This window comes from Microcystis sp. M015S2, assembly GCF_020245945.1.
In the GTDB taxonomy this organism is placed as follows: domain Bacteria; phylum Cyanobacteriota; class Cyanobacteriia; order Cyanobacteriales; family Microcystaceae; genus Microcystis.
Window position 1 is genome coordinate 1 of sequence record NZ_JADBTX010000104.1, and the last position, 21533, is coordinate 21533.

22 protein-coding genes, 2 pseudogenes and 1 riboswitch are annotated in these 21533 nt (G+C 38.9%); of the genes and pseudogenes, 7 read left to right on the forward strand and 17 right to left on the reverse strand.

The genetic code is table 11. The annotated features are described in order from the left end of the window. Positions 1-661: pseudogene (locus IM473_RS17990) on the forward strand (ATP-binding protein); the annotation flags it as partial. A gap of 207 nt (positions 662-868) precedes the next feature. Here the strand turns inward: IM473_RS17990 and IM473_RS17995 are convergent. From IM473_RS17995 to IM473_RS18010, 4 genes and pseudogenes are all read right to left on the reverse strand, one after another. Continuing rightward, positions 869-1195 (reverse strand): helix-turn-helix domain-containing transcriptional regulator, encoded by a 327-nt coding sequence (locus tag IM473_RS17995; RefSeq protein WP_002754998.1) that lies wholly within the window; start codon positions 1193-1195, stop codon positions 869-871. Positions 1196-1200: 5 nt separating this feature from the next. Further along, a pseudogene (locus tag IM473_RS18000) lies at positions 1201-1524 on the reverse strand (type II toxin-antitoxin system RelE/ParE family toxin); the annotation flags it as partial. Positions 1525-1956: 432 nt separating this feature from the next. Beyond that, the gene (locus IM473_RS18005; protein WP_287659253.1) at positions 1957-4239 is read right to left on the reverse strand and encodes a WD40 repeat domain-containing protein; all 2283 of its coding nucleotides are present in this window, start codon (positions 4237-4239) and stop codon (positions 1957-1959) included. Positions 4240-4277: 38 nt separating this feature from the next. After that, complete coding sequence (locus tag IM473_RS18010; protein WP_287659255.1) at positions 4278-5711, reverse strand: P-loop domain-containing protein; 1434 nt, start codon at positions 5709-5711, stop codon at positions 4278-4280. A gap of 457 nt (positions 5712-6168) precedes the next feature. On the opposite strand from IM473_RS18010, the gene IM473_RS18015 reads away from it, so the two are divergent. From IM473_RS18015 to IM473_RS18025, 3 genes are all read left to right on the forward strand, one after another. Then, on the forward strand, positions 6169-6294 hold the full coding sequence (locus IM473_RS18015) for a hypothetical protein (protein ID WP_287659256.1): 126 nt from the start codon (positions 6169-6171) through the stop codon (positions 6292-6294). Between the two features lie 105 nt (positions 6295-6399). Then, positions 6400-6558 carry a hypothetical protein gene (locus IM473_RS18020; RefSeq protein WP_287659258.1) on the forward strand — a complete coding sequence of 53 codons (159 nt, stop codon included), beginning with the start codon at positions 6400-6402 and terminating at the stop codon, positions 6556-6558. Positions 6559-6657: 99 nt separating this feature from the next. Next, positions 6658-7854 (forward strand): bluetail domain-containing putative surface protein, encoded by a 1197-nt coding sequence (locus tag IM473_RS18025; protein ID WP_287659260.1) that lies wholly within the window; start codon positions 6658-6660, stop codon positions 7852-7854. Positions 7855-8016: 162 nt separating this feature from the next. Here the strand turns inward: IM473_RS18025 and IM473_RS18030 are convergent, their stop codons facing one another. Further along, entirely contained in the window at positions 8017-8607 is a 591-nt protein-coding gene (locus tag IM473_RS18030; RefSeq protein WP_287659261.1) for a Uma2 family endonuclease, read from the reverse strand. A 237-nt stretch (positions 8608-8844) separates the two neighbouring features. Then, positions 8845-9339 carry a hypothetical protein gene (locus IM473_RS18035; protein WP_287659262.1) on the reverse strand — a complete coding sequence of 165 codons (495 nt, stop codon included), beginning with the start codon at positions 9337-9339 and terminating at the stop codon, positions 8845-8847. Positions 9340-9794: 455 nt separating this feature from the next. Between IM473_RS18035 and IM473_RS18040 the strand changes: the two genes are divergently transcribed. Further along, the gene (locus tag IM473_RS18040) at positions 9795-10625 is read left to right on the forward strand and encodes a hypothetical protein (RefSeq protein WP_287659263.1); all 831 of its coding nucleotides are present in this window, start codon (positions 9795-9797) and stop codon (positions 10623-10625) included. Between the two features lie 129 nt (positions 10626-10754). Here the strand turns inward: IM473_RS18040 and IM473_RS18045 are convergent, their stop codons facing one another. Next, positions 10755-11438 carry a DALR anticodon-binding domain-containing protein gene (locus IM473_RS18045; protein WP_287659264.1) on the reverse strand — a complete coding sequence of 228 codons (684 nt, stop codon included), beginning with the start codon at positions 11436-11438 and terminating at the stop codon, positions 10755-10757. Between the two features lie 448 nt (positions 11439-11886). Here IM473_RS18045 and IM473_RS18050 point away from each other — a divergent pair, with 448 nt between their 5' ends. Both IM473_RS18050 and IM473_RS18055 read left to right on the forward strand, forming a co-directional pair. Further along, on the forward strand, positions 11887-12105 hold the full coding sequence (locus tag IM473_RS18050; protein WP_002798317.1) for a hypothetical protein: 219 nt from the start codon (positions 11887-11889) through the stop codon (positions 12103-12105). Then, positions 12098-12382: a type II toxin-antitoxin system RelE/ParE family toxin gene (locus IM473_RS18055; RefSeq protein ID WP_046662515.1), complete on the forward strand. Its 285-nt coding sequence runs from the start codon at positions 12098-12100 to the stop codon at positions 12380-12382. Before IM473_RS18050 ends, IM473_RS18055 begins: the two co-directional genes overlap by 8 nt. Before the next feature lie 73 nt (positions 12383-12455). On the opposite strand, the gene IM473_RS18060 is transcribed toward IM473_RS18055, so the two are convergent. The 10 genes from IM473_RS18060 to IM473_RS18105 form a co-directional block, all read right to left on the reverse strand. Continuing rightward, positions 12456-13370 carry a DNA adenine methylase gene (locus tag IM473_RS18060; RefSeq protein WP_287659265.1) on the reverse strand — a complete coding sequence of 305 codons (915 nt, stop codon included), beginning with the start codon at positions 13368-13370 and terminating at the stop codon, positions 12456-12458. Between the two features lie 73 nt (positions 13371-13443). Beyond that, positions 13444-13959 (reverse strand): alpha/beta hydrolase, encoded by a 516-nt coding sequence (locus IM473_RS18065; protein ID WP_287659266.1) that lies wholly within the window; start codon positions 13957-13959, stop codon positions 13444-13446. Between the two features lie 167 nt (positions 13960-14126). Further along, on the reverse strand, positions 14127-14453 hold the full coding sequence (frp, locus tag IM473_RS18070) for a fluorescence recovery protein (RefSeq protein ID WP_002746320.1): 327 nt from the start codon (positions 14451-14453) through the stop codon (positions 14127-14129). A gap of 230 nt (positions 14454-14683) precedes the next feature. Then, positions 14684-15646, reverse strand: a complete 963-nt coding sequence (locus tag IM473_RS18075) for an orange carotenoid-binding protein (RefSeq protein WP_002777584.1) — start codon at positions 15644-15646, stop codon at positions 14684-14686. 305 nt (positions 15647-15951) lie between these two features. Beyond that, the gene (locus tag IM473_RS18080; RefSeq protein WP_287659267.1) at positions 15952-16710 is read right to left on the reverse strand and encodes an ABC transporter ATP-binding protein; all 759 of its coding nucleotides are present in this window, start codon (positions 16708-16710) and stop codon (positions 15952-15954) included. 70 nt (positions 16711-16780) lie between these two features. Then, positions 16781-17596: an ABC transporter permease gene (locus IM473_RS18085; protein WP_287659268.1), complete on the reverse strand. Its 816-nt coding sequence runs from the start codon at positions 17594-17596 to the stop codon at positions 16781-16783. An 86-nt stretch (positions 17597-17682) separates the two neighbouring features. Beyond that, complete coding sequence (locus IM473_RS18090; protein ID WP_287659269.1) at positions 17683-18723, reverse strand: ABC transporter substrate-binding protein; 1041 nt, start codon at positions 18721-18723, stop codon at positions 17683-17685. Positions 18724-18786: 63 nt separating this feature from the next. After that, positions 18787-19476: a hydrogenase nickel incorporation protein HypB gene (hypB, locus tag IM473_RS18095; RefSeq protein WP_149985308.1), complete on the reverse strand. Its 690-nt coding sequence runs from the start codon at positions 19474-19476 to the stop codon at positions 18787-18789. A 58-nt stretch (positions 19477-19534) separates the two neighbouring features. Beyond that, positions 19535-19891, reverse strand: coding sequence for a hydrogenase maturation nickel metallochaperone HypA (gene hypA / locus IM473_RS18100; RefSeq protein ID WP_287659270.1), 357 nt, complete (start codon positions 19889-19891; stop codon positions 19535-19537). Between the two features lie 6 nt (positions 19892-19897). After that, the gene (locus IM473_RS18105) at positions 19898-21076 is read right to left on the reverse strand and encodes an agmatinase family protein (protein WP_043995923.1); all 1179 of its coding nucleotides are present in this window, start codon (positions 21074-21076) and stop codon (positions 19898-19900) included. Between the two features lie 68 nt (positions 21077-21144). After that, positions 21145-21279: riboswitch (guanidine-I (ykkC/yxkD leader) on the reverse strand. Positions 21280-21533 lie beyond the last annotated feature (254 nt).

The window sequence follows — 21533 nt, forward strand, 5'->3', positions numbered from 1 at the left end:
AAAACGAGTTAAAAATATTATTGAACCGATTTTAGCAGGGCAAACCTTACCCGATACCCTAGCAGATGATCGCCAATATTTAATAGATTTAGGATTATTAAGACGTGATCCGATGGGGGGATTAGTTATTTCTAACCCCATATATCGTGAATTAATTCCCCGCGTTTTAGTCCAAGGAACTCAGGACAGTTTACCTTTAATTAGTCCTAGTTGGTTAACAACAGAAGGTAAGTTAAATATAGATGGTTTATTAACAGCATTTCTCAAATTTTGGCGACAACAGGTCGAACCTTTATTAAGTAGTGCTGCTTACCATGAAATCGCCCCACATATAGTATTAATGGCTTTTTTACATCGTGTGGTTAATGGTGGGGGAGTTTTAGAAAGGGAATATGCAATTGGTAGCGATAGAATGGATTTATGTTTGCAGTATAAAAATGTAATTTTAGGGATTGAATTGAAGGTGTGGAGAGATAAAAAACGCGATCCCCAAGCTGATGGAATTGAACAATTAGAATCTTATTTAGGAGGTTTGGGTTTAGATTTTGGTTGGTTATTTATCTTTGATAGGCGGAAAAATGCCTTACCAATGGAAGAAAGGTTATCAACTGAAGTTGTGATGACGGAAAATCAATATAGAATTACTGTGATTCTGGCGTAAATGTTAATCTATTCCAACACCTTAACCCCAAAATCATCTACAATCAAAATTTCCAGTGAATCATAAAATCCTATGACTCGCTGGTTTAATAGCGAAGCACTCCGTAGGAATTGTCTTTTTTTGTCAATGTGAGGAAATGCGATAGCGCAAGCGCTGACTTGTCAGTTCGCTCCGCACCATCGCTATTTTATTCAAGATAATGGAATTTTAATGGTAAATAACCGTCGTTTTCACATTAATATCAACATTCAGTTTTTTCCGCAAAACATTGAAAATAGCCGTCAAATTATCCATCGTTGGATTACCCTTTGCTGATAACATCCGATGTAAACTTTTACTAGGTTTAGAAGTTTCAATTGCTAACTGTTCAAAACCTACTGTTGCATTGACAATATCTCTCAAAATCAGTCTTGCTGTTTCTGGTTCACCATTCAGGAAAAGAGAAATAGCTTCATCAAGTAAAGCGATCGCAAACTCAGAATCTCGTTGTACTCGTGCATTAACGGTTTCTTTAAAGTCTCTAGTTAGTGCCATAATAACTACCTCTTATCTCTATTATCGTTGTCAGTTGCTTGCTCTTTGCTAATTTCTTTTTTTCGTCTTTTGTACTCTTGGTATAATTCTTTAGCACGATTAATATCAGATTGCTGATTTTTCTTTGTTCCCCCACCAAATAAAACTATAAGCTGTTTACCATCTTGAGCTAGATAAATCCGATATCCAGGACCCCAATCAATTTTATATTCACCAATTCCATCAAACCATTTAACATTTGATGTATTGCCTAATTCCAAACGAGACTTAGCAACTGTTACCTTCGCAGCTGCTTGGGTATCCAAGCTATTAAACCATTCTTGGTAAGGACTTGAACCATCTTCTTTAAGATATTCTTAAACTTTGATAATAGACATACTGCTATAGTAACTTATGTGTTACTCTATGTCAAACAGTATGACAGGACTTACGCAAAAGGGAACGAAAGTAGGGGTAATTCATGAATTACCCCTACGCAAGAATAAGGTTTTCAGTCACATCTTGCGTAAGTCCTATATGATTCTAAATAAATTTTTAGTATTGACTGTGGAGAAATTCACAGTCACGATGTCAGCTAGATATCTCGATTTAGACAATTTTCAGGTCTTTCGTCTATGTCTATTCAAATAAACTCTCTACTCTATTATTACTCACGGAATTATCCTCTTTTTCAAGAGCTAGAGGCGATCGCCAAAATCCTAAATCTATTTCGGGTTAAACAGGTTGAACGCAAATAACTCTTCCCTAGCTCGCACTAGAGATTAAACAATTAATTCTAAAAAATGTAACCGACCTGCTTCATCTCCCGCAATAACTTTTTTCCCATCAGGAGAAATTACGATTGCGGTAATCTTACTCTCATTAGGAAGGGTAATCAGATATTTCCCCGTATTTATATCCTGGACTTTTATTGTGTTATATAAATCATAGCTATTAAAAACAATTTTTCTTTTATCGGGTGTTATGGCTATTATGGGTAATCCCCCTAATGTACTACTACAACCGATGAGGGAGCGTAACTCTACTCCTGTCTCCATATCCCAAACCTTTACCGTCGAATCATCACTAATAGAAACAATTTTTGTTCCATCCGAAGTAATGGCTATTCCCATTACTTTATTACTATTAAGTGTATGAGAGCGTAACTGTCGTCCTGTCTGTATATCCCAAACCTTTATCGTCGAATCATCACCACCTCCATAAAGGTTATCAACAGGATTGCCAGCAGAAACAAGTTTTTTTCCATCGGGTGTTATCTCACTCAACAAATGACTAGAGACACTAAAAGCAAATAATTCTTCTGCTGTATCTATATCCCAGATTTTGATTGTCGAATCATTATAACCACTACAAACAATTTTCGTTCCATCTAATGTTATCAGTAATCTGTATATCACATCCTGAGTAATGGTATGAAATTCTCGTCCTGTATCTATATCCCAGATTTTGATTGTCGAATCATTATAACTACTGGATACCACTTTTCTTCCATCTGGTGTTATTGCTAGTGTATTTACTCCACGGATATGACCAGTGAAAGTGTACAATTCTTGGCCCATTTTACTATCCCAAACCTTTATTGTACAATCATCGCTAGCAGAAACAATTTTTGTTCCATCTGATGTTATTGCTAGTCTATTTACTTGACTACTATGACCAGTAAGGACGGAGTGTGATTTTTTCTTTATATCAATATTCCAAATTTTCACTCTACGATCACGACTGGCAGAAACAAATTTTGTTCCATCTGGTGTTATCGTTACTCCGGTTACTTCACGACTATCACCAGTGAAAGTGTATAATTCTTGCCCTGTTTTGCTATCCCAAACCTTTACTGTACAATCATCGCTAGCAGAAAAAATTTTTGTTCCATCTGGGCTTATCGCTACTCCAGAGACATTACCATTATGGCCCGTAAAAGTATACAATTCTTTGCCGCTCTTTATCTCCCAAACCTTTACTTTTGCATTGCTACCAGCAACAATTTTTGTTCCATCTCGGCTTATAGCTACTCCCCCTACACTATCGCTATGACCTGTAAAAGAGTACAATTTTTTTCCCGTGTTGCCATCCCAGATTCTTACTTTACCGTTATAGATAATAGGAGTAATAGACAAAGAAGAAGTACTATCAGCTATCCAATCACGACCAATAGAAACAATTTTTGTTCCATCAGGGCTTATCGCTACTCCAGTGACATCACCAAAATGACTAATAAAAGAAAATAAATTTTGTCTGGTTTTTATATCCCAGACCTTTACCATACAATCGCTACCACCAGAAACAATTTTTGTTCCATCAGGGCTTATCGCTACTGCGTTTACTTCACTGATATGACCAGTGAAAGTATACAAATCTTGCCCTGTCTCGCAATCCCAGACCTTTACCGTACAATCGCTACCACCAGAAACAATTTTTGTTCCGTCTGGGCTTATCGCCACTGTGTTTACTAAGCACTGATTATGGATCAGCGTGAGTAATTCTTGCCCCGTCTCTATATCCCAAACTTTGACCATACCATCCCAACCAGCAGAAACAATTTTTGTTCCATCTGGCGTTATAGCTACTGCATTAACAAATCCGTTATGACCAACAAGAGTCCGAATTAAACCAGTACCCGGTGGCTGTAAACTTCCCAAATAAGGAATTAAAGCAGGTGGAACTATCTTCGCTTTTGCCTGCTCTAGAAAAGATTGAATATGAGAATTTTCTAACAAAGATGGATAGGATAACCTACCTAAGAACTGAGAAATTAACTGGTCAGGATGCTCCCTTAAAATATGGGCAGATAACCTAAACGTTTCTTGAATTAGCTTTAAGGCTTCTGTTCTTTCTGCATCATAATCAGGATGGTTTCGTAAATCAGATTGATGAATATAATCATAGTCATTTATGACATCTTGAACATCAAAACTCGGATGATTTAATTTATCAGAAATAAAAGGATAACAGGTTAAACATCCATAGTAACGCTTGAGATTCCCAGACTCGCAGGCACTACTAGGAACTGTCGCCAAATATAATTGTCGTTCTTTTTTATCCATTTTTAGATGGGAAATGTCGTTTACAAGTTCATTAAGTGCTAATTATACTGGTATTCATCAGGATCATTTTGTTCCCAGTGACGATTTAGGGCTTCATTGACTTCCCGAAAAATTTTCTGCTCAGTATTTAATTCTTTTTTTTGAGTTAAATATTCAAAAAAACTTTGATGATAAAAATCATAATAAATTAAATCCTCATTTTCCTCCTCTCGCAAATATTGATACCAGTCTGTTATTACTTGATCTAAAATATCAATGTCAATGTTCAGTATCTCCACAATAAATTCATCATAAATATTCCCTTTATTTTGTTTAACTTCCTTGAGCAAGTATAAAATTTTCTTTTTATGAATGTTTTCTGGACGATTCATTCCCATTCTTTCCCAATGCAAGTGATAATAATCTTTGAGAGTTGTAGGTAAATCATCTAAATTAAAATTAGTATATTGCTCTCTGGTGAGTGCGTCCATTAAACAAACTAAATACATAAAGTTATCAACAACCCTTTCAGATACCTTCTTGATAAAATCATCTTGTGTATAGGAATTACGATTTAACCATACTTGTAACTTAGGGTCGTCATTCAGGAATAACCCAATACATTCTTTAATATCATTTTGAGAAATATCCTTCATTTGACGTAAATCCAATTCATGTTGAGGGGTATCTACTTCTGTAAAAAGCCTTCTTTCTCTATCCGTTCGATAATGCCTTCTGGTTAAGAAGAAATAGACATTTTGGGGTAAGTTTCTTGGTAAAAATAAAATATTCTCTGCCCCAACCTCTTGTATGACTTCATCTAAAGCATCCACCACAATCACTAAAGATTCACTGGATGATAACCTCTCTGTAGCTAAGTTGACTAAGGTGGCTAAATTAGCACTATTGACGTTAGATAATTTGTAACGCTGAATAAGTTGCTCTCGAATACTGTTTAAAAACTTCTCAGGAGTATTATTTCCTTGACTAGCAATATGAAAATAACAGATCGCCTGATTGTTTATAACATAGTTAGCGGCGATCGCACTTTTCCCTGTACCCGGTTCCCCCAATATCGTAAAGTAACCGCAATCGTTATTTTTCCGAAATTCGTGAAAGGCTTGAGTTACATATTCTCGTCCCACAAATCGCTTAGTACGAGACTCAATTAAAGGTTTGAATTCAGGAGGGTAACTAATTTTTACTGCCAAATTTGGAGTATTAACATTACTTTTCAGTTGATTCCACAAGTCCAGATCAACCCCCTTAGCAAGATCTACATTAAAGCACTTGCAAATCAGTTCAACAGTATCACTGTTTACTTCTTGACTGTTGCGGTCAAAAACATGGCGGTAGATAGTTTTTTTGTCGCCATAATGCAGAGCTTTTGCCATATCATCTTGAGTTATTTTTTTATCATTTTCATCCTTGAGACCCCCCAGAAAATGTCTCAGTCTTATCAAATCTGCTTCAGGCAATTTTATTTTAGGCATAGCTAAGTCCTTTTTTTTGAATAACACAATCAAAAATTTTGTTAAGTAACAATGACTTTGTTGATAGCTATTTAGGGATTTTTCAATCAGTTACAGCGGTTGCGATCTCCCTATGAGATAGCAGACCAATAACGCAATGGATGGTTTTCCCGGTTGGAGGTCAGACTGAGACGCTACCTGCTGTATAGCTACATTTTTATACTATAGCGGTAAGCGCTTGAGTGAGATACAGACCAAGCTTTGCCTAGCATGGTTTATAGCTCGTGACACTGTACTTCATACGACTGCACACCGCTATATAGCAGAGAGACTAGCTGTGTCATCATTCTCTATCATCTGGGTGGAAGGACAGGACAGGACAAGATTTGATTTGTGTCCATTTTTTCCTTGTGATTAAATAACAGACTTGTTAACGTGGTCGTAGAAAAAGAAACAATTCCTACCTGGAGGAAAAATTATGCCTTTTCCCTTAGTATGGCTCATCCCCCCGGTTGTGGGTGCCATTGCTGCTAAAGCTGCGGAAAAAGTCTTGACACCACCGCCACCACCACCGCAGCCACCAAGCAACAAATCCAAACCCTAAACTCAGTAAACCAATTTGAAACTTAAAGAGGGAGTGGTTATTCTCCATTCTCTCGACTTCACAAGCACCAAACGGCATTCTTAATTATTCAATCAAGGAGCAACAATGACTACTCATAATTCGAACAATCCTGGAACGAATCCTAAAGCAACACCATTAAAAGTAACACCATTAGGTGTTGCAAAAGCTGTATTAGGGGTGTACATACCACCATTGCCCTCTCAAAATACTGCTAATGCAGGCGATCGTTTTAACAAACCTTGAAATTGGGAGAGACTAACTAATTTGAAACTTAAAGAGAGAGTGGTAATTTCCACTCTCTCTTTACCCAAACCCTAAATAAAATAAAAGAGGTATTAAGCGATGGCAACACGTAATTTCGGAACTCTGACATCTGACTTAACACTATCAGATACAGTACCGATTGGAGGTTATGATTTTTTTTCATTCTCACTTCCATCAGATTTATCAATGACAATAAGTGTTAAAGCTTCAGTGGGCTTATTAAGCGCAGCTTTTGGTTTGGACAAAAATTTAGACGGACGAATCGATAGCAGCACTATCTGGAGGAGTCCACCAGGGTTTTTAAGCCCAGGAATAACTGTCACCAACTTTCCCGCACAAAAAGGCTCCTATGTACTGGAGATAATGGGTGACGGTTTTCTAACATTTAACCAAGACACTAAATATACAATTGAGATCTCAACTAGTCTATCTAAGCTATCAATCATCCAACCGAGTAACTCGATAGTAACAGAAGGTGGAGTCATGTCTTTTATAGTACGACGATCTGGTGGATTAAATTTCACCCATACAGTTAATTATCAAGTTAATGGCGTAGGTAGCAATCCAGCAAATTTTTCTGATATCGAATCCACGGAAGGTTTCATTACGTTTCAGCCAGGAGAATCGTCAAAAACGATTTTTATAAAAACTCGTGATGATATCCAACAGGAGACAAATGAGCAGTTTGCTGTTCAACTTATTTACCCTACTAATGGGGCTTCAATTACAACTTCTACCGCAATTGCTACGATTGAGAACAATGACTTTATTGGGGGATTTGGTAGTGATGTAATACAAGGTACTCAGAAAGCGGATTATATCAATGGTAATGCGGGGGCAGACACGCTAACTGGGTTAGAAGGTAATGATACCTTTGTATTTCAGTTTGGACAATCATCGGCTTTAGCTCCTGATCGCATTACTGATTTTAAAATTGGAGGAGATAAAATTGATCTTTTAACAAAGGCTGGCTTGGAAAGATCTGCACCTTCTGTTTTTACTCGTGCATCAGATAGTACTGCATCCACTTTAAGTATTGTTGCAAACAACGTTTTTGGGGATGCTAATGGACGCACGATTGGAAATCAAGCGTTAGGAAGCAACAGTGCTGCCATTGTTCAAGTATCAACTCCAGGTATTAGTGGAACTTATTTAATTGTTAATGACAATGATTCTTCATTTTCTCCTTTTGATGATCTGATGATCAATATCACGGGTTATCAAGGAAATCTTCCTGGAGTCGGTTCAATTTCAGTTAGTAACTTTTTTGTGTAAAAACAATTCTTCGAGCAATACGAGTAATAATTAGTCGGCTCTTGAATTTGAGTATTAATGAAATTGAAGAAGACAGCGATCGCTTACTACCCAACGGCGATCGCTTTCATAAATTGGAGTTATGGTGATAAAAAAATCTTAAAAAATCAACATTGTATATTGTTATGTTAATTCAATAATTTTTATCCCTGCTCTAAATTCCCGCAGTGCTTGAGCATGATTTTCTGTATTAATACAACGCAGCAATAAACCTACATCTAAACTCAGTAAAAGTTGCGATTTACTAACAGCTTCATATCTCTCATTTCCTAAACTATAAAACAATAACTCATCATTCATCCAAAACCAAACTTCGGGAATTTGTAACCGTTTGTATGCTTCTAGTTTATTAATTCCTCCACTACTAACAACCACCTCAATCACTAAATCAGGATGTTTTCTATTTGCTCCCAATTCATAAGATTCATCACCTTCTCTTTTAACCTTTTCAAATTCATTTTCTAAGGTGACAGAACCAGTAGGAGTAAAATCTAATCCCAAAAATTCTAAATAAATTTCTACTAAGGAAGCAATACGTTTTTTGATAGTTTCGTGTTTTTTCCCTGGCATTTTTCTAATCTCCAAAACTCCATCTAAAAAAGATAACCTTAACCCCGGGCGATCGATTAGCTGTTCAACAGCTTTAAATTCTCTCCAAGTTAAGTCACTAATTAAAATTGGTTCTGCTTCTTGTTCGATTAGTGTAGTTATCATAATTTAAACCCAAATTTAGAGAGTGAATTTTGTTCAACATGATATCAGATAAAAACAGATTATCATGAAAAATATAGCATTTTTCAGTCTTCTGAGGTACAAAACTTATGGATTTTAGGCAAAAGGCAAAAGGGAAGAAAAATAGCTGTACTTCACTAGCTTGGGAAACGCTATCAATTACTTGTTAATACTGCACACTTAAAACTCAAATCTGATAACTGATAACTGATAACTGTCTTACTCGGCCTTTACCAAACCCTGAGAGCGAATACAGGCCAGTTCCCAGCGACAATCGGGATTAACTTCCACTGGTTTGAGTCGGGCCCAGATTTCGCCTTGAGCATCGGCATAAAAACTATCGATAATAGCGGCAATACGAGTACCGAAAGGTTCGGTAATCAGGACAGAATCGGTCAGATTAAATACTTCGCCATTGGCTCCCGTCGCTTTTTCGATGACGGGAATTTCTGCTTTGGGAATTGGTTTTCGGAATGGAGGAGCCGAATCGAAACGGGGACGGAAAGGAGATTTTATCTCGCTACTGACTGATTTTACCGTTTCTGCGGCTGGTTTTTCCTCGATGATTTCTGAAGGGGTTTCCGGGGGTTTGGGGGGTACTGCGGCCCTAGAACCCTTTTTAATAATTTGTAGAGGTTGTAGGGGAGGAGTGGCTTTAATTGGCTCTTCGGGGGGTTCAGGGGTGCTAGGGGTTTTCTTCGGGGGACGTGGCATGATACGACAAGGAAAATAAAAACTATAGAATTATTGAAGCACATCGAGCCGCTAACCCGCTCGACCGATGCTTGTATCAATAGATATCTAGGGTTTGCGGCAAAAAGTTTTTCGTGGGGGTAGGGTGTGGGGTGTGGGGTGTGGGGTTTTATGGCTGGCACTTTTTGATGTCAAAAAAGTCTAAAAGTCTTACCCAACAAGGTTTTGAGATTTATTCAGCCAACCCTATCTACGAATTAGTCGATTCCCCTCTCTCCCAACTTAATGAAAATTTTTCTCATTAAGTATTGACAAAAATTCCTAATAAGCTTATAGTTATTTATAGTGTTCTCCTCTCAAGGATCGGCAGTGGAACCGCGCGGCAGTCTCTAACAATGCGGTTCCCATTTTTTTTTGGAACGATAGAAGGCTTTTAACGTCTCTAAACTTCTAGGTTTCCTCATCCTTTGGCTTTTATGAACGATAATTCCGACCTGTACCTCGATCATCTCACCCATGCGGATACTGTCATTACTGCTGAAATTGTCGAGCATGAGAGTCAATCAACAGATGAGACAGATTGGCCGGCTCTATCCTCTCATTTACGTCAACAAAATCAAGAATTACAAGCGGAGATCTGGCGACGGGAGCAAGCTCTCGGGGAACTGCGATCGCAGTTAGCCGAGCAACATCGTCGCTGGCAAAGTTGCGATACCCTAATCCAGCAGCAAAACGAGGAACTGCAATACGAAAAGCAACAATTACAGCGAGCTTTAGGAGAAATCGAACAGTATCGTCAAGCAGAACAACGGCAACCGATGATTATTGCCAATTTGACCGCAGAATTGACCCGCACGCGTCAACAATTAGCCCGTTTAGAGCGAGAATGTGCCTTAATTCAGGAAAGTTATCAGGAAAAAAGCCAAAAACTGTGCAACTATGACCAGCAATTGCAGGAATTACGCACCCGTCTTCAACGTCAGCAACGCTACACCCTCCAGTATAAAGCGGCCTTGGCCCAGTATTTCCAGCGCGGTAGCGATCGCAATTCTCCCCCGGATTTAGCCATTGTCGCCAAGGCAGCCGCAATCGAGCCTTGGTCTCAGACAGAGAATCAAGAAAGGGATGAAGTGGCTCCCATCGATGAGTTTTTAGCGGAATTAGAGACAATTGAGCCAGTAGAATCCTTAAATAAGAAAGATAGGGATTGGCCCGCACCTATCATCTCCCCTTCCCCGAAATATTCCTCTTTTCGGGTTGATTTGCCCACTTTTATTAAATATCGCCAAGAAAAAGATAATTCCTGAACAACAGAAAGAGAGCCGGCGACTGTCCATGTTTCGTCTCGGCTCTCTATTCTGGTTCGCTCCTCACACTAATTAAAATCTATCATAGGCTGATGGTTTTGTCCACTAAATTCATAAAAGTTGATATTTTTATAGTTCCGTCATTGGCAGCAGTTGCCATTTTTGACGGAGAAGACGGTTAAGTAGTTTTTGACTGACGCTAATCAGGATTAATCTCGATCGCTGAATTGGGGCGGATTCTCCGATAATGCGACAGTTACGCTCAAAATTGAGCATCGCTTCGCAAAAATTCGCGGTTAGGGGATAGAGTTTCTGGCCTTCCCAACAATCGCAAACGGTTAAAATTTGCAGGATTAAGGCTATTTCGGCGGGATGATGCCACGATAACGGTTCAGACTCGGTTAATCTAATTTTTTCCCGATTGAGCAGTTGTAACAAACTAGAATAGCGAGCGTGAGTGTATTGAAATAAAAAGAAAAATTCTCCTCTGGGATGGAGAGGAAGCTGATCCCAGAAAAACTTATCGATTAAATCGTTTAGTTTTAGTAACCAAAAGGACAAAAATTGCTGATCTAATAATAATTCTAGCCATCCTTCTTTAAGCTGAATTTGCGGAAAAAGGACGATTAAATGGTTAAATATGGTTTGAAATTGAGCGGACGTAAAATAATAAAACAGAGGTGAACGATAGAGGATAATATCAGTTTTTGAGCAACGATAGAAAGTTAATTTATGGTTGTTTTCTGGAAAAATATTAATTAATTGTTGTTTTAAGCAATGCTCGATCGAGGGATGATTGCAGATAAAATTCATACTCAGAAGGGTAAACGTAGTCGTGCCAAATTAATTGCCATTGGCGAGATAGGCACTGTGGTCAAAGCAAATTTTTGGCTTAAGATGGATATAGGCGCTCGGATAGTCTTTCTCTTGTCAGAAACTTCAGACTATCTCTAGGGGCTTACCTCTGTCAATCCAGGGGGTTGCACTTCACTTTTGCATGGGTGCTATATCTAATATATTATCGAAGGAGACTATCATGAAAGGGGAGTTTACTGCTATCATTGAAGCGGCAACAGAAGGGGGATACTGGGCGATTTGTCCTGAAATCCCAGGTGCAAATGGTCAAGGAGAAACCATTGAAGAAGCCAAGGAAAGCTTAAAAAATAGGCACTCATGCAAGAGGTAGTTAGCTCTGTGTAATTAATTTTGCTTAGGTACTGATAATAAATTTATTCTTTAATTTGAAAAAGGAAAAGCCACAATGTCACAAACTATTCAATTTCATCAAATTTTAGAAATGATTGACAATCTTTCCTGTGATGAACAAGATGATTTAATCAGTATTATTCGACATAGACAAATTGAAAAAAGACGAGAAGAAATCGCCAAGAATATCCATCAAGCGCGTCAAGACTACCAACAAGGGAAAGTCTTTCGCGGAAACATTGATGATATTATCGCAGAATTAAACAATGACTAAATTAATTCTAAGCTCATCCTTTAAACGAGCTTTTAAGGTAATCATTAAAAGCCGACCCGATTTAAAAAGCAAAATTGAGGCTAAATTAAGATTACTTGCTGAGGATCCCTATAATCCTATATTACGCACTCATAAACTTAAAGGAAAATTATCAGGAGCTTGGGCTTGTTCGGTTGAATATGATTGTCGTATTGTCTTTTGCTTTGAGCAAAATCAAGAAACCTTGCAAGAAGAAATCAATTTAATCGATATTGGAACTCATGATCAAGTATATTAATAGTCTTGCCACCCTCGATCTCTTGAAGAAATATTTTTATTCATTTCGTCTTTTCTGTTAGACTTGATTTTTGTTAATTATTGATCAGTAATTCCCAGATTTCTCCCCTATTATTGCCCTGGGAATTAATATTTCGTCTGGCTTTTACCCTTTGAATATTATAATCTTTATATAAATCATCAAAAAAATGATTGTCAGAGTCAAAGTTTTTAAGGTCGGAATTACTTAAAATAAATTTATAACCTGCCCGATCGACTCGATCGATAAATTGTTTTAATCTTATTTGCTCCTCATCGTTAAAATCTTCTTTAGTATAAGAGGTAAAAGCTGATGTTTTTTTAATCGGTTTATAGGGAGGATCAAAATAAAATAAAGTCTTGTTATTGGCATAATTTAGGGTTTGGACAAAATCTCCTTGTAGGATCGTTACTTTTTGTAAATGATGGTTGACAGCTAATAAGTTTTCTTCATTGCAGATCAATGGTTTGACATATTTTCCAAAAGGGACATTAAAGATTCCTTTGCTATTGACTCTATAAAGTCCATTAAAACAAGTTTTATTGAGAAATAATAACAAAACTGTTTTTTCTAGATCGTCATCGCAGCTGCGAGAATTAAATTCTATTCTTTTATCCCCAAAAAACTTTTGTTGTTCCTCTAGATTTTTAAGTTCATAAAAATCCTGCTGAATTTTTTTAAGCTTGACTATTAATTCTTTGACATTATTTTTAATAACATTATAAGCCCTGATTAAATCAGGATTGATGTCATTAATAATGACTTTTTGGACAGAAGAAAAATTATTTAAGACTGAGAATAAAACTGCCCCACCTCCGACAAAAGGTTCAATGTAGTTAAACTGACAATCTTGAGAAATCTGGGAATTAATCGAAGATAGAATATTGGGAACCAGTTGAGTTTTGCCTCCCGCCCACTTTAAAAAAGGTTTGCCGCTAACTGTTTTCCTTTGAGACAAAGAAGTGGTCATTATTCCTACCAGATTATCCTAATTTATTCAATTTACAGCGCAATTCATGAAAACCTGAAAGGCGGATTTGGTATCAGAAAGGTAAACGGGGCATTTTTTTCAATACTGATTCAATTTGGTTGATTAAATCCAGCAGACGATTGCCCTCCACATGAACCTCGCTGGTGGGATAATTGGCAAGGACTTCGATGATTTGAATCTCGTTATCGTTAAGAGCAGAAGTGACTAAAGCACCCCGTAAAGCTTGCCGACTAGCGGCTCGATTGGGGGTGTGGACAATTTCGGCGGCATAATCTAGCAAATTTTCGCCAAAAAAACTATTAAGAAATTTGGAAAGAAAGACGGCATCCACCGCTACCCGACGATTAAGGATTTTGCGGAATTCTTCGGGTTTTTGGTTAGCCATCTTTAATTGTGACGCTAAAGCGGGGGCTAATTCGCCTGTTTCGCTCAATTGCTTTAATTCTGATACCGATACGGACCCTTGGAAGATGTGGTATTTGATGATAGCTGATTCGGCGGCTGACAAAGATTGACAAACACCGAGAAAGATAGATATTCCTAGGGGAAGTAAAAGATTTTTGAACATAAACCAAAGGTGCAAAACAAGCGAAAAGCGATCGGGATGATTGACTCATTCTAGCGGAATTGGTTGCCGCTTAGGAAAAACTTAAGACGGTGTGGATTATCTAGAGATGAATTTTCTAGTCACCCAACTAGAAGCAAAAAGCTGATGGCTTAATGCTAATCATTAATTTACATTCGCGACAGGGCGGCGATTTTCGCTAGTTTATCTTTTTCCAAACCGTTGAGATCCTCTAGCTTTAACCATCCTTCCTTTAACAGTTGAGCAAAGACAAAAATTAGGGAAGTATAGCGATAGTCATATTTACCATCAATCTGATGTCGTCGGGCGCTTAGATAATCGTGCATTTGCCAGATATCATCTAAAACCGTGATCTGACCAGACTGTTCTTTAATATGTTCTATTAAAGTGCTAGTTTCTCGCTGATAGGCTTTTTGGAAAGCAGTTTGAGCAATTTCTTGTTCGGTATCTGACCAAATTATTTCACTCATAGGCATGATTTTAGTTTTAGGGATGATAATTTTGGGTTTTTGAACTACCATGACTCTTTTCGCCGACATCTGTTAAGAATGATTGTTTAGTTATTCTTACCTAGATCAGAGAAGAAACCAGTGTATTTCCCAATTTTTTTAAGTCAGCCTTTTAATTGTATAAAAAAAAGAGTTCACTTGACAAGGAACTCTAATAAGTTTCATCAGAATTTTTAATGATTTCTCTCAGTAGCTATTTAGCCACGGGCAAAGTTTAATAATTCTTTCGGAGAAGCTAATAAATCGATCGCTACGAAGAAAATTTTATTATCAGGAGTTAGGAGGAAGCGCCATGCCATATTCATACCCACACCTGCACCAAACCAAGGAGTTTGTACTTTTCCCGTCACTTTAATCTGAGTAAAACCGTCATCGGCGGGTTCTACTACACCGCGTTCGGGGATTAATTTCAAATTTTGGCATTCTTCCCGGAAAAAGCGATATACTGCCTCTTTACCGACGACGGGACGTTGGAAAGGTGGTTGCAGAGCGCCGTCAGGGGTGAATAATTCAATTAATACATCAAAGTCGTTAGCGTTGAGGTTGTCCATATAGTTGAGGACGGTGGCATTGGTAACGCCTTCAATGCTAACTTTGGTCCGTTCGGCAATATTTTGGGGAGGAACCACGGGTTCGGAAATACGGTTATAATCGCCCAGTTTCTTGGGATCGTAGCCCATATCGACCACACAATTCCGCAGAACGGTGATTTGTTGTCCCGACTCTAATTTTTTAATCCCGTCTAAAACGGCACTAGCATTAGCAGATAGTTCATAACCCTTGGGAATTGGGGCAACACTGCCATCTTCCATCCATTGTCCTAATTGATACCAGAATCCCAGTTTGATATTAGCAGACCAAGTGCCGTAGGTACGACAAATCGGGGTGTCAGCATGGTTGGCTAAGTCGCACATCACCTGCGACTGTTGCAGGGGTGACATCTGCCGAATTTCATTCATGGTTTTTTCGGCAAAGACCATACTAGCAGCGCCGGGGGCGGCAACGGTGATGGTTTTGCCCATTTCTAGATAGGCAAACCAAATCAAGGCTAGTTGATCTTCGGTATTCAGCTGATTGAAACGCGCAATCGTGGCAGGAACCACATCCGCTGATAGCGTGTTGGGGAAAATGCTCCGCGCTGATTCGATCGTAAACGGCATAGATTCACCTTGAAGTAAAGTTTTGTATCAATTTAGTGACATTCTATCATATTGGCGACCCAAGGCAGCACCGATGGAGAAACTTTCCCAAAAAAAGCTGTACTTTAGATCACACTTGCCCGGGATTATCACTAAATCTTAATGGTTGAACAACTGTTCCATCATTTATCTAGGGTTTGCGGCAGCAACTAGCGATCGCTTTTAGTTTGGCGATGCTAGATAACGGAAAGTATCTCTAAAGGATGATTTTTGCTGCTCTAACTCGTTTTCAACCAGGGACTACTCTTGATGATCCCTAGTTTTTTCTAGGATTTCTCACCCCGTAGCAGGCCGTAAATTTCATCCGTATAGTCATAAAACTGAGCTTGTCGTTTAATTTTATAATTACGATCTACGGGTAAATTAATTGTTAATTCCCGTTGTATAGTCCCCGGCCTAGCACTCAAAACATAAATACGTTGAGCCAAAAAAACCGCTTCATCCACATCATGGGTAATCATTAAAATACTACACCTAATTTTTTGCCAAATTTCAATTAAATATTCGTGCATTCTTTCTTTGGTTTGTACATCTAAAGCGGCAAAAGGTTCGTCCATTAATAAAACTTTGGGATGACAGGCAAGAGAGCGTGCGATCGCCACCCGTTGTTTCATCCCACCCGATAGTTCTCTAGGGTAAGCATTAGCGAATTGGGTTAAACCGACAATATCCAGATAATAACAGGCCACTTCCCAGCATTCTTTTGTCGATAATCCCTGTAGTTTTAAGCCAAATTCAACATTTTTTTGGATCGTCATCCAGGGATAGAGTGTATAATTTTGAAAAACCATGCCGCGATCGGCTCCTGGCCCTGTCACTTCAACACCATCAACGGTAATTTTGCCGGAAGTGGGCAGCTCTAAACCCGCAATCATTCGCAACAAAGTTGATTTTCCCGAACCAGAGGCCCCGACCGCACAGACAAATTCAGCACTTTCAACGTGTAAATTAATATCTTTCAGAGCGACCACAGCACCTCGTTTAGTGATGAAAATTTTATTGAGTTGAGTAATTTCTAAGTGCATTAAGGTTCTTCTCTTATCATTAAAATAACTTTACTGGTGACAGAATAAACTCTGTGCTTGAGTTTTTAAATCAACGAGTAATTGACCATTTACAAGTCCAATGCAAAAGCAAACGAAAACTTAAATCTAGGGCAAAGCCAATAATTCCCAGGACAATTAAACAGGCAAAAATTTCATCGGTTCTCAGAAATTTCTGAGCTAATAAAATCCGTTTGCCTAATCCATTATCGGCCGCAACCAATTCCGCCACCACTACCAAATTCCAGGCGGCTGCCATATTAACACGAAAAGTATCGATAATATTAGGAATAATATAGGGAGTAATCACTTTAAATAAAACCTGTTTTCGAGTTCCTCCAAGGGTATAAGTTACTTCGATCAATTCACGGGGAATGAACTTAACTGCATCCATAATCATCAGGGTATTAAAGAAAATTGTCCCGATAAAAATCAGCATAATTTTTGATGTTTCTCCAATACCCAAATAAATAACCAATAGGGGAATAAAAGCAGGAGCGGGCATATAACGTACAACGCCAATGATCGGTTCCATTAAACTACGAATACTCGGAAAAGTTCCCATTAAAATCCCCAGGGGAATAGCAAACAATCCTCCCAAAAAAAAGCCCCCAACTACTCGTAAAAAACTGGTAATAGTATCTTGAATTAAAAAGCCCTGTTCTGCCAATTTTCCTAAGGCCTGAATAACGGCTAAAGGAGAAGGCAAAAATACGGATTCAATGCCCGCAAAACTAGAGATTAGTAACCAGAAAATAAGCGGGACAATAATAGAGGAAACCATTAAAGTCCATTTGAGGGATTCGGGAATATCCTCGGTAATCCGCCAAAAAGTGCTTTGAGGAAGCGTTTTAGGTGTTGTGGTCATGGGATTTGCCAAAGAAAAGAATAATTTTGATAGCCAATATCACCCAGTTATCAAACAATTCTTGAAGTCAATGATCGAGGGACTAATTAGGATTTTTTGTCTTGATTTGCCAACGACTTGACAAATTTGGGCTCTAAAATGGTTGTTAGATCGGGGACTTTTTTAATAAAGCCAACTTCCATCATAAAATCAGCCATTTTTTGAGCGGCAAAGGGCATATTTTTCATGGTTTTCCCCGGACTAAAAGCTTCTAGGTTTTCTTCTAAGGTGAAAAACTTCGTTCCCTCTTTATATAAGGCCAATTCTTCTGGGCTAATGCCGGCACGCTTGGCCATAATCTCATCGGCTTTTTGGGGATTTTTAGCCATAAACTCTCGAACATCAAACCAGGTTTTGACAAGAGCCTGAACCTGTTCTGGTTTTTCTTTGATTAATTTGGCACTGACAACTAATAAATCAGGAATAGCACCGGGAAAAGCTTTAGAACTAATTAATTCTTTAGAACCTTTTCGTTTAAGGGCGGTTGACCAAAAGGGTGGAAAAGCAGCGACTGCATCCACTTTTCCCGATGCAAAAGCGGCTGCCGCCGCCCCTGTTTCCATGGGGACAATTTGCACATCTTTACGGCTCATTCCTTCTTTTTCTAGGGCTAAACTGAGGAGAAAATCACCGACAACGCCTTCTTCAACAGCAACTTTTTTCCCTTTTAAATCCTTAATCGTTTTAATCTCTTCTGTGACAATAACTTTGTCATTTCCTGACGAGTTATCATTGACTAAAACAGCAACTTGACCATTCACTGCATCTCCTGCAAAAGCAATGGTATCGTTAAGAGTTTGACTATTTCCATCTAATTGTCCGGCGGCTAAAGCTTGCAAGGATTCAAGATAACCATCAAACCATTTCATTTGAATATTAGCCCCATTTTTAGCAAATAATCCCTCTTCTTCAGCGATCGCCCAGGGCCACCAACCGGCCCAATTACTATAACCAATGACAATGGGGGCAGTATTACTTAGAGAACTACTTGCATTGGGGGTTTGCTGAGGAGCTTGATTACAACTAACGGTCAGGAGTAAGCTACTAAAAAAAACGAGAAGTAAGGAGAAAAAATTGCGCCGTTTCATAGGTAATAGCCTTGAGAGATGACAGCTAGTAAAACAGAAATAAATCTCAAAAACTGTTACTGATTAACAATTCAAGAACCTAGTCCTATTGACTTGGCTTTTTAGCCAATTTAACCACTCTTCTAAACCTTCTCCTGTTTGAGCAGAAAGAGCGATAATCTTTACATCGGGATTCATAGAACGAACATTTGCTTCTAAACGTTTTAAATCAATCTCTAAATAAGGAGCCAAATCTAATTTGGTAATAATCAGACAATCCGCTTCTTGAAACATAATTGGATATTTGAGGGGTTTATCTTCTCCTTCAGTAATACTTAATAGAGCAACTTTAGCGTGTTCCCCTACCTCAAATTCGGCGGGACAAACTAAATTTCCCACATTTTCCACCAACAATAAATCAAACTCTTTGGGGTTATAATCTTCTTTGAAACGATGAATTCCCCCGGCTACCATTTTGGAATCTAAGTGACAGGAGCGACCCGTATTAATGGCAATCACGGGAACTCCATATTGTCTCAGGCGCTCTGCATCTAGTTCTGTAGTCATATCGCCTTCAATAACAGCCATTTTTAATTGATCTTTTAAGGCTGCGAGGGTTTTTTCCAATAATACAGTTTTACCCGCACCAGGACTACTCATCAGGTTTAAACAGGTAATGCCCCACTCGTCAAAATGTTCCCGGTTGTGATCGGCTCCTGCTTGATTGGCATGAAGTAGATTAATTTCTAGGGCTGCGTCAAAAGTTTGGTGCATTTTAGTTGAGAATGAATAATTGATCATCGAACTTGTAGAAGCGATCGCCCAACTTTGTTTAAAAATCTAAAGAATATTCAATGTGGTCAATTTTTAACTCTCGACCTGAACGAATATCCTCCATCGGTGATCGACAAGTTGGGCAGGAATATTGCTGGCCAATTTGGGGGTGATAATCCTTTTGACAGCAATGACAATAAGCAATTAGGGGAATATTTTTAATCGCTAATTCCACGCCAGCCAGAAAAGTATTAGCAGTTTGAACTTCAAAGGCAAATTGTAAACTGACCGGTTCGACACAGGTAAATTCACCAACCATGAGATGAATTTTTTCAATTTTGAGCTTTTCAGGTTGGCTATCATACCAATCTCGAACTGTCATAATTAACGCCTTGGTCATATCAGTTTCGTGCATAGGAAATTACTGCCAGGGTTCGTCAACGGCCAGATTGGCTTCAGGATGAATATAATAGGGCTTTTCTTTACGCGGTAATTGACCTGAAATAACCAGATGGGCCATCGCATCACAAATAACACGGGTAGCCATCAAAGAGGTCATATCACTAATATCGTAGGGAGGGGAAACTTCCACCACTTCCATACCACAAATGGGAGCTTTTTGAATAATTTTACCTAATAAAGCTAAGGCTTCACGGGGTAATAAACCGCCAGGTTCTGGCCAACCCGTACCGGGGACAAAACCGGCATCAATGCAATCAATATCAAAACTAATCCAAACGCAATCCGTGCCATCTAAAGCTCGTTCTAAGGCAAATTCGGCGGCAGCATCAATGCCTCGTTCTACAATGTCGGTGACGGTCAAAATATTAGTGGCCCGCTCGCGGCAAACTTTAACACCTTGACGGGGAACTTGCCAACCACCAATCCCTAATTGGACGAGATTTTTAGCGGGAGCATTTTTCATATTGGTGGCATGAAACCAGGGGCAAGTGTGCATCCGTTCATCTAAATCCGTTTCCTGAGTATCCACATGGCGATCAAAGTGAATAATACCGACTTTTTTATCCCCTAAATGCCGACAAATACCCCGCACTGTCGGAAAACCAATGGAATGATCACCCCCTAAAATAATCGGCAAGGCGCCGGAACTAAAGACATGGGCAACCCCCTTCGAGATTTGATCGAAGGACTTTTCATTATTAGCAGGAATGGTGAAAATATCCCCCAGATCACAGAGAGTAATTTGTTCGCGCAGATCTACCCCTAATTCAAAATTGTAGGGCGTATAAAGGGCCGAAATCCGCCGAATTCCCTGGGGACCAAAACGAGTTCCTGGTCGGTAAGTTGTCCCCGAATCATGGGGAACACCGACGATTGCCACGTCATAATTGCCCACATTCCGCACATCTTCCAAATAGGGGGCCTTCATAAAGGTGTTAATTCCCGCATAGTGGGGTAACTCACCCCTGGAAAAGGTGGGAATACTGCGATCGCGAATACTATCGGCCGCCTCTAAACCGTAGGTTAACCCCTGAGAAACTTCCTGTTGCCAACCGGTTAGGGGCAAATGGCGTTCTTTTTCTAGGGCCTGTTCAGCTTCGGTTAAATGCGGGGGTTGAAAAGTAGATTCCTCGGACATCATTTTACCTCAAAATACAATAACCCGGGAGTCTTCAAAGACACTGCCTCAAAACAGTTATCCTTAAAGTCTCCCGGGCTTTTATCCCGCCGTGTAGCCAGCTTAGACGGAAAAAATGTTTGATCCGCTCATTTAAGACTAGCTTGCTCCTCTCGGACCTGACATTTAAAGAAGTTTAAATCGGAACCCTAGAAGCAATCTCCTTGACCTTAGACGATCTCAATCCCAAAAACAGTATCATAGACTACAGAAAGCTGATTTTTCCCGCTTAGATATGGTTTGCTGAATAATTAGGTGGGTATTAAAAACTTTCAGATGCCCCCCTTATTAAGCTATCCCTTATAGGGATCTTTCTTAACAATTTTTGCAGTAAGCACTCCAACCCTTATCCTGACTTGATTTCAGTTTTTTCTTTGTCAGTAAGGGTGTCAACAAGGAATATTACAAATTGTTAACC